Raw genomic sequence first — 12,299 nt, forward strand, 5'->3', positions numbered from 1 at the left:
GTTATCGTTCCTCCAGACGGCGTTTTCTGAAACCAAGAACATCTTTGATTGCGCCATATACACCGTTGGGTAAGAAGAGGACTACCACAACAATAATCACACCGTAGATTATCAGGTGGCCGTACGGCATGATCAGTTTAAGATACTCAGAGGATAGCCCAAGAATTATCGCTCCAATTACTGAACCTATTGTTGAGTAGATTCCCCCAACCAGGGCCATCGCTATCGGCAAGAGAAGATAATGAGCCGAAAAGCTGCTCTCGGGGAAAACGAAGCCATACTGCAGAGCGTATGTCGCGCCGACCACACCCTGAATCATCGAAGTTACAACAAAGACGAATATCAAATACTTGTATATGTTCACTCCGTGAGATTTAGCAACGGTCTCATCCGCCCTGATAGAGTCAATGGCGAAGTGTATTCTGGTTCTTTGGAATACTTCTGAAATTACTATTGTAATCAAGGCAACACCCAGCATAAACCAGTAGACCTTGTTCGAATCGTAGTTGAAGAGGGTGCTCAAAACGACTTTACCGCTCGGACCACCCGAGATCTTGTGAAGGTTCCTGATGATGACCATAAAAACGCTCGCTAGAGCCATTGTAGTAATAGCGAAGTAAAGACCTCTAAGTCTGAGGATTGCCATACCCAGAACCAGCGATACAACTCCGGCGACAAGTCCACCGATTATGATTCCTGTGATAGGATCTACTCCAAGATCAGCTGCAGCGATGATTCCTGCGTATCCTCCCAGACCAAAGAAGCCTGCTGTGCCAAATGACAATTGACCCGTTCGTAACATCATGTCCCAGCTTAATGCAAGAGTCATGAACGTAAGTATCGTTATGGCAACACTTATGAAGTATGCTTCCGTGAGCAGTGGCAGCATCACAGCCGCTGCGAGAACAATCAGAAGGAGAATCGGTTTAATAATCTTCATAGTGATTGCCTCCTTAAGGATCTAATCATGATAACTGCTATCAGTACTCCAAAGAACACGATGTCAGACCAACCGGCATATCCGGGAATCGATTGAACGATTGCCTCTCCCACTCCTAGAACAATACCACTTATCAGAATCCCGGTTAGGTTACCGAGACCTGCCATTGCAACTAGACTGAATGATTTCATAGTGAATGCCGCGCCCACAGAGGGAAAGATTGCAAATCTCGGCACCATTACCCCTGCTGCAATACCAAGTATGGCGACCGATAAACCAAAAACAAAGAGATAGACGAAATCGGTGTTTATCCCTACAATCTTTGCTCCGCGAGGATTCTGACCGACTGCAAAGGTAGCCTGCCCTAATCTTGTCTTTTTTAGAAAGAGTTGAAGAGCGATTAGCACTGCAAACGCTAACACAACGTAAAGCAACTCGTAAGTACCGAATCTAACGCCGGCAATCGTCGTTGAGGACGAAGAATAGTCAACATAGACGCTTCTTGGCCGGGTAGTCCAGATAACCTTCATGAGTTCCAGAACTATCATCGATATCCCGAAAGTGAGAAGCAGCTGGTTAAGGTGTCCTGCTTTAAGAACCCTGGTTACCGTAAGCTTATAGATAACAACTCCTAGAATGAATAGCAGGAAAAACACGGGGATTATCGAAACAAGAGGATCCATACCGGTATTGACTGCAAATAGATAAACAATATAAGTTCCCAGCGATAGCAAATCGCCGTGGGCAAGGTTCATTATTCCGACTACTCCGAGAGTTAGAGCCAGAGGAAGCCCTATCAGTGCATAAAGACTACCTCTCTGAACGCCATAAATCGCGGCTAGCGGCCTCCAGATCGCGACAACCACAAGTATCGCGACAAGTATCAAAATGCCTCTATGCTTTCTCAAGAAAGAGATCTTTTCCAAGTCTTTCACCACCCTGGTAGCAACTTTTTCAGATAATAAGGTCGGGCATTGCTGCCCGACCTAAATCAGACTATCTCCCATCCCAGGAAGGGAATGGATATTCAGGTTCAGCTGTCTTTAACTCTAGAGGCCATATTACGTGCTGTTCGCCACCCTGCCACTGAAGTATCTTCTGAGCAGTGAAGCCCTGGTGCTTTATGACGTTACTTGGCGCAATCTTCAAGACATCACCGATTGGAGACGCATATTCCACCTGCTCTAGGGCCTTGATAAGTGCAGACTTCTCAATAGTACCAGCAGCCTTGATTCCTTCTGCAAGGAAGTAAATGTTCGTGTAACCGAGAGGAGCAAAGTAAGTTGCCGGCTCTTCCTTGAACATCTCAATGTAGGCATTCCAGAAGTGCTCGGCTACGGGGCTGATTCTGTTGATCGTTGGAGCCCACATTCCGTATAGGGTAACTCCTTCTGCCAGGGGAGAGTCGCCGAAATGTGCCGGCCATCCTGGAGGTGCTCCAACAAAGAACTTTGGTGAGAACCCGACTTCCTTTGCCTGCTGGAGCATTGGAAGAGCATCCGCGTCATAACCCGCCCAAACGAAAAGATCCGGGTCATATTTCTTCGCCTGCTGAAGCATCGCTCGGTAATCTCCTCCGCCAAGTGCAGCACTCTTGAACGAAACTCCCATGTAGTCGCTCATGACTTCTGCCCAAGCTCCCTGGCCTTCTGCAGCCAGTGCCTGAAGGACCAAATATGCTTCATGAGAACCGGTGCCGAAAGCTCCTTCTTCATACGCCAGGAAGACTTTGTTGATCTCAATATCAGGATAGGCTTCGGCTAGATCCGTCCAACCCTGGCCGTAGCTGGCTCCCTGCTGATAATCCCATGGATGCAGATGGAAATACCAGTCTGCGTCCGGACCGACTGCAACCTCACATTGTGAACCGGCAGCACCTATCCAGATTGTGACCTTCTGAAAGCTCTTCATAACAGGAATCTGCGCGAAGTGAACTCCAGTGCTCATACCACCGACAAAAAAGTCCACTCTATCAACGGTAGCAAGCCTGGAGATCGCTGCCGCACCCTTCTCCGGTGTCATTTCGTCATCAATTACTATCAACTCCAGAGGTCGTCCTAGTAAACCGCCTTCTGCGTTGATTTCACTTACTGCAAGTCTCATTGCCTTTGCAGCCTGATCTCCGGTGATGTCACCCAAGGGAAGAACAGCACCGATCTTGATCGGAGTAGCTGCAAAAACGATTAGTGAAGTTACAGCAGCCATAAGTAGAACCAAAAATACCTTTTTCACTTTCCCACCTCCTACGTAGGTTGTACTCCAGATGATTTCAAAAGAACGTTGGAACAAGAAAACTCTTTCCCAAAAAGCGGCATTACCTGTGATTCAGAAATTAGACTCTCCTGACAACTACTGCGGTTCCCATTCCTCCGCCGATGCAAAGGGAAGCAAGCCCGAATTCGAGATCTCTCTTCTCCATTTCGTGGACGAGCGTAACGATGATTCTGTTCCCTGAGGCTCCAATGGGATGACCAAGAGCAATTGCACCTCCATTAACATTGGTTCTTTCAATCAGCCATTCCTTTGTGACTCCGTAGATCTCCATAAGTCCTCTAATCACGGAAAGCGCCTGAGAAGCGAAAGCCTCATTGAGCTCGATAAGCCCTACATCCTTGATGGTCATCGCAGCTTTATTGAGAGCCTTTTCAACGGCTGGAACAGGACCGTATCCCATATATGCTGGATCGACTCCCGCCTGAGCAAATGAGACTATCTCTGCAATCGGTTTAAGCCCGTACTTCGTTACTGCTTCTTCACTTGCCAGGACGGTTGCACTTGCACCGTCATTGATTCCCGATGAATTCCCTGCCGTTACTGAACCATCCTTCTTGAATGCAGGTCTCAGCTTCGCCAAAATCTCCATGCTTGTATCTCTAGGATGCTCATCGGTATCAAATACAATGTCTCCCTTTCTATGCTTTATGACAACGGGAATGATTTCATCCTTGAACTTTCCTGCGGAGATTGCTTCTTTTGCCCTCTTCTGGCTTTCAAGTGCAAATTCGTCTTGCTCCTGTCTGCTTATGCTGTATTTTGCTGCGAGATTTTCCGCAGTAACGCCCATGTGATAATCGTTAAAAACATCCGTTAGCCCATCTCTTATCATGTGATCCGTTATGGAGCCGCTGCCCATCCTGTAACCAAACCTTGCCTTGTCCAGCATGTAAGGGGCTATAGACATATTCTCCATACCACCTGTCAAGACCAGATCGGCTTCGCCCGTAAGGATATCCTGGGCCCCGATCATCGTCGATTTCATTCCGGATCCGCATAGCATGTTCACTAGATATCCGGGACTCTCGATAGGTACGCCTGCTCCGATTGAGACCTGCCTTCCCGGTCCCATACCTTGATTGGCAGTCAATATGCAACCCATTATGGTTTCTTCGATGTTCTTGGGGTCTACCTCTGATTGTTCTATCGCAGCCTTTGATGCAGTAACACCAAGCTCGACCGCCGGAACATCTTTCAAAGCCCCTCCGAAAGTACCTATTGCTGTTCTCTTTGCACCAACTATGAAGACCTTCTTCATCAAAAACCTCCTAAATCAATCCAACCTCGCTGGCCTGTTTTCTTAACTCAGATCTAAAATCGGGATGAGAGATGTTAAGCAAAGACTCTACTCTCTGGAAGACATTTAGACCCTTCAACCTCGCGATTCCAAACTCAGTGACAACATAATCAGTATCCTGCCTAGGCACAGTTACCGGAGAACCCAGAGGGAGAAGAGGAACGATTGTGGAAACGGTTCCCTTCTTGGCGGTGGACCTCAGAGCAATTATCCCCTTTCCGTTCTTCGCCATAGAGGCCCCTCTGTGAGTATCAAGCTGTCCTCCTGTGCCACTATAGTGCCTTGTTCCGATTGCTTCCGAACACACCTGTCCTGTTAGATCAACGGATATGGCAGTATTTATGGATACCATGTTATCGTTTTGCGCAACGACGTATGGATCGTTCACATAGCTCCCTCTAAGCAAAAGAACCCCAGGATTGTCTTCCACAAAGGAGTACATTCTCTTCGTTCCAAGGGCGAAAGTAGCAATGAACTTTCCTTTCCAGAGACTCTTTCTCGAATTCGTTATCGCTCCCTTTTCGAAGAGATGAATCATGGACTCCGTGAACATTTCGGTATGTATTCCAAGTTCATGCTTGTCTTCCATCAACTTGGCAACGGCATTTGGAATACCGCCGATTCCGATCTGCAGAGTGGCGCCATCTACAACTAATGACGATATATGCTCGCCAATTCGCATCTCCGTCTCCGAGGGTTCGGTATCGGGAAGCTCAGGAATATCAAAACTGTTCTCTATCACATAGTCAACTTCACTTATGTGAACATGTGTGTCCCCATGGGTTCTTGGAGCCCTGTCGTTTACTTCCAGGATCACCATTTTCGCGTTCTCAACCATGTCCCTCTCGTAAACGGTAGAAAGGGAAACTGTCATGTAACCATTCTTGTCCATGGGAGATGCGACTCCCCAGAATATGTCGGGTTTGTTGGCCATAATACGTTCCACGCCAGCAGTATGTAGATTATTCGGAATGTAGGTTACAGTCCTCAGTCCGTTGCTAACTGCCTTCCTAGCACCCGTCGAGTGGAACCATGATTCATTAAGGAATCTTCCTTCGTACTCTCTGTTAACAAAGAAGGGGTACTCGCCAATGTTCAAACAAGTTGCTACGGCTACGTTTTCGACACCATCAACCCTGTGGAGATTTTCAAGAAGACCCCGAGCTTCCATAGCGGCCATGCTGGTCACGATTTTTGTACCAGATCTTACGTTCCTGAGGCCTTCTTCTATGCTAATTCTCTTCTTCTTATATTCATCCTTCCAATTCAACTAAAAGCACCTCCGTACCCTTTTGCCATTAGCGAAGCAAGTTCTATCAGATGCTCGTCCCATTTCTCGTATTCCTTTTCATTCCTAAAGAGAAGATCCAGACCCATGAAATGTCCGATCCCCATCAAGAAGACTCCAAGATCTCGCGAGTCAATCTGTCTAATCTCATTCTTGAACCTGGCCTCTTCAAGCGAACTTATGTATGATGTGAGGAGTCTTTCATAGTAGAAGCGGCCTGTCTCCGGCTGCACAAATTCCGACTCTCTCACGATGTTGTAGAGCTCCTTGTGAACATCCATGAACAGAAGAAACGCCTTGTAAGACCTGATCTCTCTGTTTAGTCTTCCTTCAACGCCGGAAACGGCGTCTCTCATTGTTCTCCTGAGATTCCTGTTTGCCTGATAAACAAGCTCCTGAAGGAGTTTCTCTTTGCTTTCGAAATGCAAGTAGAATGTACCTTGACCGTAACCTGCCCTACTCGTGATATCGTAAATCGAAGTCTCGAAATACCCTTTCTCGCCCATAAGCCTTTCCGCAGCAAGAAGAATGACTTCTTTCGCCTTGGTACCTCCGCTTGCCTTTGTTCTGTCAAAAGTGAAATCAAGTGCTTCTCTGTCAAATTGCTCAGATTTAACAAATCCACCCAGAGTAAAATCAACCAACGACTCTACAGTGGAATCAGGAACCCTTGTTCCGTTGTAGATAATCCAGTAGATAGCAGTAAATCTCGAACTACCAACAAGAAACCACAACTCGGGCATTGAAAGTGTGGACTTGCCTATAGAGACAGTTGAAAGAAGAGAATCCTTATAGATCTTGTCGACCGAACTCTCAACATCGGGAAATCTATACTCGGCTTCGTGGAATGCGATAAATTTCTTCCTCGATCCCCAAAGAATATTGAAGACAGTTCTATACAGATTGAAGAGTCTTTCTCTGGAATCACGACCGGTTATCGAGGTTGTTGCGGCCTCGAATTCAGCCTTAATGTCCTGCACAATTTCCTTAAACACCTGTTCTTTTCCTGCGTAATGTCTGTAAAAGGCTCCATTAGACAATCCGCAGGTCCTACATATATTGGCAACAGACGTCATCTCAAAACCAAGACGACTGAACAGCTCTTCAGCCGCCTGCTTTATCTGTAATCTTGTTCTCTCACTTCGAGAGATCTTCAAATCACGAGTCCCCCGTCGACACCGATAACCTGACCGGTTAAGTAACTTGCTTCGTCAGAAATCAGGAAGAAGTACACATTTGCAATCTCCTCGGGAAGACCCATTCTCTTCAACGGTATCCTCTCTTCGAGCGCTGTCATTATCTTCTCGGGCATTTTCTCAGTCATTGGAGTCTTAATGAAACCTGGAGCGACAGCATTAACTCTGATCTTGGCTCCTTTTCGAGAAAGCTCTTTTGCCCATGTCTTTGTCATGGCTATTACTCCTCCTTTGGAGGCGGAGTAGTTTGACTGACCGATATTTCCAAACACTCCGACAACTGAAGAGGTGTTGACAATTGCACCATAACCTTGATCAAGCATCACAGGCGCAATGGCCTGTGTCATGTTAAATACACCCTTCAGATTCACGTCGATAACTAGATCCCAATCTTCTTCCGTCATTCTCTGGATCAGTGCATCCCTAGTGATTCCGGCGTTGTTAACAAGCCCATCAATGTGACCATACTCACTCTTGATTTCGTTGACCAAATCAGCTATTGCCTTTCTATCCGTCACATTCAGCTTCTTTGGTATTACCTTTCCCGGGAGCTCAGCGAATTCATTCTTCAAGCCTTCAAGACCTTCAATATCCATATCGCAGGCATAGACTATCGCCCCTTCTCTCGTGAATCTCTCAACTGCTGCTTTACCAATACCTCTTGCGCCACCAGTAATGATGACAACCTTACCTTCCATTCTCACCTTTGCGCCTCCTAAACTTTGCCCCATTTTACGGTTGTTGCGGCCCAGACGAAGCCTAATCCGGCGCCGACCATAACGATCACATCACCGTCTTTGATCTTTCCTTCTCTCAAACCCAATTCAATTGAGAGAATTTGATCATTTTGTCCAAGATGGCCATAGTCATCGAGGTATGTGCTCTGTTCTTCTTTGAGTCCGAGTTCCTCAAGAACAGCAAAATGGGCTGATCTCTTGAAATGCAATATCGCCAGATAGTCAATGTCTCTTTCTGAATAACCGCTCTTTCTTAGAGACTCTCTGATAACCCAATAGAAGTTGGGCATTGTCGTCTCTCCAAGGCGCTTCTTGAATTCTGCCGTGTCTCCCTGGACACGAAAATGGTATTCCGACACATCTTCTCTGCTCATCGGCCATTTTTTTGTTCCGCCTACCGGGACGACACAAAGTTCGGAAAAGGAGCCGTCACCTTTGAATGCGGAAGAGAGAACGACATTTTCGTTATACCCTTTCTTCATGACTACTGCCGCTCCGCTTGCTCCAACATCCAGCATAAAAGAAGTAGAGGGCTCGGAGAGATTCATCAGATCAACATTCCTATAGCCGCTTACAAGGAGCACTGTTTCCACGTCGTCTCGCGCTATCATCATACTCTTTGCGATATCCATGCCAGCCATCATCGAGCCGCACATGGCTTCCATATCGAACGACCAGGCATTTGTTGCCCCAATCTCGTCGGCCACCTTTAATCCGGCCAACCAGCAAGGATAATCCTTGTGTTGAGCTCCATTCCAGATTATCAAATCGACATCTTTGGGATGAGTACCGGAGTTTTCGAGAGCTTTCTTTGCGGCTCTTATTCCCATGCTGCTCGTTGTGTCTTCTGGTCCTGGAAGCAATCTCCTCTTCACCCCGAACTTCAGTTCTATCACGTCTCGAGGAATTCCAGTCGCCTCAGCTATCTGGTCGGGCGTCATGTAACTGTCGGGTATGTATGTCCCGATTCCCGCTATGCCAATTACCGGAACTGAACTCACCAAGATCACCCCTCACACTTTGCGTGGCGTGATTCATCTCTCATAAATGAAAGATGAATCATCTCTCACTTTTAGAATACACTAAACCCTTTGAGATTCTAAGTTCGATTTGAGCCGTTTAACGAGGATTATTGTCGAAGTAAGATGAATAACTTCTACATTGTCTTGTTTACTAACAATTCTTTAGAACAAAGCCTATTACAGCCGTAATGAATTCTCCTGACTTTTCGAGGAAAGCTCCGTGACCCGCATCTTTAATAACCAAAAACTCGGAGCCTTTTACGTTTTCGTGAATCATCTCTATCTCTTCAATTGGAGTAATAATGTCTTTATCAGCACCAAGAAGTAACGTTGGACACTCAATCTTGTGAAGCTCATCCAGCACGTTGAAATCAGGATTTGAAGAGACAAGCCTAATGAAACCTTCAAACCATTCCCGATTGAGAGTTGACTTAAAGGTCTTCTGCCTTTCTTTCAGCCAGTTCAGGTTTCTGTTATAGAACAAGTCGGAGTATATAAACGGAATTGCAAGTTTGAAGAACCTCTCCCCATCGTATAGCATTGCGGCTTCCTTCCACGCTTCGCCCAACTCAGCAAGGTAAGGTGTGATTCTTGCAGGGGTGTTCGCGAGGACCAATGATTTGACCCTTTCTGGATACTTTATTGCAAACATCTCCGCCACCTGTCCACCATAAGAGAGACCTACTATATTTCCTTTAGAGATATTCAGAAAGTCAAGTAGATCGACAAGATCATTCACGTGAACAGAGATATGGTATTGTGACTGCTTCCTTTCGGATCGTCCCTGATCCCTGAAATCCATGAGTATCAGTCTGAAATGCTTGGAGAAATCTGTCAGAAAAGTTGCCCATGAATGCGTGGACATCATTATCCCGTTAAGAATGACAAGCGATGGTCTGTTCTCATCTCCATGTTCTTCGTAATATATCCGGGTACCATCTTTTGTTGTGAGTAACGACATAGCTTCACCTCCGCACTAATTATGGCACCAATACCACCGATTAGTCAAAACACTCTTCCGTGATGATAAACTCTTAATGGTGAGCTATTATCAAGTCCTTTAGGATCGAGAATTCCCACAATGAAAGGATGATAAACATGTCGAAATTCATGCAGGATATGCTAGAGCAACCAGATGCCGTTAGAAGACTCCTTTCCTCTTCTGACATTATCTCGAAGAAGGCGAAGAGTCTTAATTTCGAGAGGGTACTTTTTACAGGGATGGGAGCTTCACTCCATGCGGCGGAGACGGCAGCTTCCTTTCTAAAATCATCAGGGGTAGACGCCGCAAGTCTTGAAATGTCCGAACTTATATCTTACTCATCCAGGGAGCTCCTCAAACTGTATTCCACCATCTTCCTGATCAGTCAGTCTGGTGAAAGCGCTGAGCTGCTGAGGTTCATTGAAGATAACACGGAACTACTTCCAGTGATGGTATTGATCACGAACAATGAACAGAGCAGTGCCGCTAATTTTTTTCCAGGTGAAAGGGTTTTCCTCCTCGAGGCCGGAAATGAAAGATCTATGGGTGCTACCAAGACTTTCGTAAACAGCGTAGTCTTAATGTTGTTGATTGCTGCTTCAAAGACGGGAAGATCGTTGAATTTCTCTGAACTGCCTTCAAGAATAGAAGAGGCGATTTCTCTTGATTTGTCTTGGCTCGCCACTCTTCTTTCTGAGAAGAGGGAGAAGATTCTTGTCGCAAGAGGATACGGCATCGGAGTTGGCAGCATGGCAAGACTTATGTTTGCCGAAGTCGCTAAGATTAGCTTGATTTTCTACGCAGGAGCAGCCTTCAGGCATGGCCCTGTTGATCTGTTGATTGACAGACCGGTTGTACTCACTATGAATCCGGAAGGTGTAACCCAAAACCTGATGCAGGAGCTACACAGAGATATTTCAGACAAGTGTGACCTAATAACGCTAACGAATTTAAAGAAAGAGAGTGTAGAGTCCATATATGTTTCCGAAGGTCTAGACGAAGTGCTTGCCCCAATTCCGATGATGAATGTTCTTCAGAAGTCCGTTGAAGAGATAGCGAGAAACCGGGGTTTCGATCCTGGGGCAGGAGTCTACGGAACGAAAGTAACGACGAAGGAATAGAAATATAGAGTACTTGTTGCAGAAGTTTCCACCCGTACGATGTCCTCATCACTACCCATAGGTTAGGGAGTAAGTGAGAAATCATATCATGCTCCTTCGCCCTCGACAATACATGCTGTATTTGGCTCTTGATGATCCTGAGATCCTAAGTCCTCCCTTGAGGGAGGACTACGCATTGGCGGAGGGTGTCTCTGAAGGAACGAGTGCAAGACTAAGAGGGACCAACACCGAGAGCTCGTTTCGAGAAAAACCATATTCGAGATGCCATAAGCAAGGAGAGAAAGCAGATCCTGTATAGTATCACTGCAGAATGACAGAACAAAAGAGGCGAAGAATGGTATAGACCACAGAAACCGGTCAGTCTCTATTTTTGCTTCTTGGCTTTTCGCAGCGCTCAGCGTGCAGCGTTTATTGACAAGCGGGTCTTTGAGCCGCAAGCGGTCTCTCAAGCTCTGCGGGGACTTATAATCAATAGCGCAGAAATGCGACATCAGGTCTATTGATAACGATTACTAGTTCAGGAACTCAGGAATAAGGTGACTGAACTCCAAAGATGATGATGTGGGCAGCGATGAGGTAAGAATCCGGGTATAAGATACCACCTAAATCGGATTCATTGATCAAGACTTCTCTTATGCATGAATTCTTCGACTTGGCACAAAAAAGCGAAGCTCCAGTTTTCATAAAAGCTTCGCGGTTCAAGGCTTTTTAAGACTTTCAGAATATACTTATCTTGAAGATACCGCTAGGAAAAGGAGGCGCATATCAACCCCACCAACGGATGAATTTGAAGAATCTCGATTTCTTCTGCACCAGATTTTTCAAAGATCTCTCGCATGAACGAGATGCTCGCCGGATGATCTGTCTCGCTGTCATCAAAATAGACTTCATCCCAATCGTCCCTGTACTTGCCAGGATCATCGAACCACATGATGTCGCCGACAACAATCCGCCCAGGACGTTTAAGCATCGCTGAAAGCTTTGAGATTGCCTCGGCCTTCATAGAATCAGTAAGATGGTGAAGAGAGTATATAGCGACTATCTTGTTCACATTCTTTTGCGAAATATCAGTCTCTTCACACGGGTCCTCAAAAGATCCTCTAAAGAACTCTACGTTCTCTGCTCCCGCGCTTGCAACGTTCATTCTTGCGTCTTCGAGCATCCTTTTACTTATGTCTATACCTATTACTTTTTTGCAGTACGGACTGGCTGCCACGGCCCACCTCCCTCGCCCGGTTCCAATATCTAGCAGAACGTCATCCGCTCCAAGCTCAAGAAAATCAAGAGCAAGAGCTCCCACCATTGCGATTATGTCTCCCTTGAATGGGTCGATATCTGCTATAGGCGAAGCTTCGGGAAGGCTGTCAAACTCCTGTTCAAGTTTTCTACGGTCATACTGCTGCTCCAAACAACTCACCTCATGACTGTTATCATATCACCTA

General features: G+C 46.1%; 11 protein-coding genes. 1 reads left to right on the plus strand and 10 read right to left on the minus strand.

Translation table 11 applies throughout. The features are described 5' to 3' along the window. Window position 1 precedes the first annotated feature (1 nt). The 9 genes from Q502_RS07420 to Q502_RS07460 all read right to left on the minus strand — a co-directional run bounded on the left by Q502_RS07420 (window position 2) and on the right by Q502_RS07460 (window position 9,715). Window positions 2-940, minus strand: coding sequence for a branched-chain amino acid ABC transporter permease (locus Q502_RS07420; RefSeq protein ID WP_099828658.1), 939 nt, complete (start codon window positions 938-940; stop codon window positions 2-4). Continuing rightward, window positions 937-1,866: a branched-chain amino acid ABC transporter permease gene (locus tag Q502_RS07425; protein WP_099828659.1), complete on the minus strand. Its 930-nt coding sequence runs from the start codon at window positions 1,864-1,866 to the stop codon at window positions 937-939. Before Q502_RS07425 ends, Q502_RS07420 begins: the two co-directional genes overlap by 4 nt. A 70-nt stretch (window positions 1,867-1,936) precedes the next feature. Next, entirely contained in the window at window positions 1,937-3,172 is a 1,236-nt protein-coding gene (locus Q502_RS07430) for an ABC transporter substrate-binding protein (protein ID WP_099828660.1), read from the minus strand. Window positions 3,173-3,272: 100 nt separating this feature from the next. After that, window positions 3,273-4,472 (minus strand): acetyl-CoA C-acetyltransferase, encoded by a 1,200-nt coding sequence (locus Q502_RS07435; RefSeq protein ID WP_099828661.1) that lies wholly within the window; start codon window positions 4,470-4,472, stop codon window positions 3,273-3,275. 10 nt (window positions 4,473-4,482) lie between these two features. Further along, the gene (locus Q502_RS07440) at window positions 4,483-5,781 is read right to left on the minus strand and encodes an acetyl-CoA hydrolase/transferase family protein (protein WP_099828662.1); all 1,299 of its coding nucleotides are present in this window, start codon (window positions 5,779-5,781) and stop codon (window positions 4,483-4,485) included. After that, window positions 5,778-6,956, minus strand: a complete 1,179-nt coding sequence (locus Q502_RS07445; protein WP_099828663.1) for a TetR/AcrR family transcriptional regulator — start codon at window positions 6,954-6,956, stop codon at window positions 5,778-5,780. The genes Q502_RS07440 and Q502_RS07445 overlap by 4 nt, the downstream gene beginning before the upstream one ends. Next, on the minus strand, window positions 6,953-7,699 hold the full coding sequence (fabG, locus tag Q502_RS07450) for a 3-oxoacyl-[acyl-carrier-protein] reductase (RefSeq protein WP_099828664.1): 747 nt from the start codon (window positions 7,697-7,699) through the stop codon (window positions 6,953-6,955). The genes Q502_RS07445 and fabG overlap by 4 nt, the downstream gene beginning before the upstream one ends. A gap of 11 nt (window positions 7,700-7,710) precedes the next feature. Beyond that, complete coding sequence (locus tag Q502_RS07455; protein WP_099828736.1) at window positions 7,711-8,733, minus strand: 3-oxoacyl-ACP synthase; 1,023 nt, start codon at window positions 8,731-8,733, stop codon at window positions 7,711-7,713. Between the two features lie 172 nt (window positions 8,734-8,905). Continuing rightward, the gene (locus tag Q502_RS07460) at window positions 8,906-9,715 is read right to left on the minus strand and encodes an alpha/beta fold hydrolase (RefSeq protein ID WP_099828665.1); all 810 of its coding nucleotides are present in this window, start codon (window positions 9,713-9,715) and stop codon (window positions 8,906-8,908) included. Window positions 9,716-9,852: 137 nt separating this feature from the next. On the opposite strand from Q502_RS07460, the gene Q502_RS07465 reads away from it, so the two are divergent. After that, window positions 9,853-10,857 (plus strand): SIS domain-containing protein, encoded by a 1,005-nt coding sequence (locus Q502_RS07465; protein ID WP_099828666.1) that lies wholly within the window; start codon window positions 9,853-9,855, stop codon window positions 10,855-10,857. A 745-nt stretch (window positions 10,858-11,602) separates the two neighbouring features. On the opposite strand, the gene Q502_RS07470 is transcribed toward Q502_RS07465, so the two are convergent. Next, window positions 11,603-12,265: a class I SAM-dependent methyltransferase gene (locus Q502_RS07470; protein ID WP_099828667.1), complete on the minus strand. Its 663-nt coding sequence runs from the start codon at window positions 12,263-12,265 to the stop codon at window positions 11,603-11,605. Between the last annotated feature and the right edge of the window lie 34 nt (window positions 12,266-12,299).

Origin of the sequence: Mesotoga sp. Brook.08.YT.4.2.5.2. (assembly GCF_003351125.1) — a bacterium.
GTDB lineage: Bacteria > Thermotogota > Thermotogae > Petrotogales > Kosmotogaceae > Mesotoga.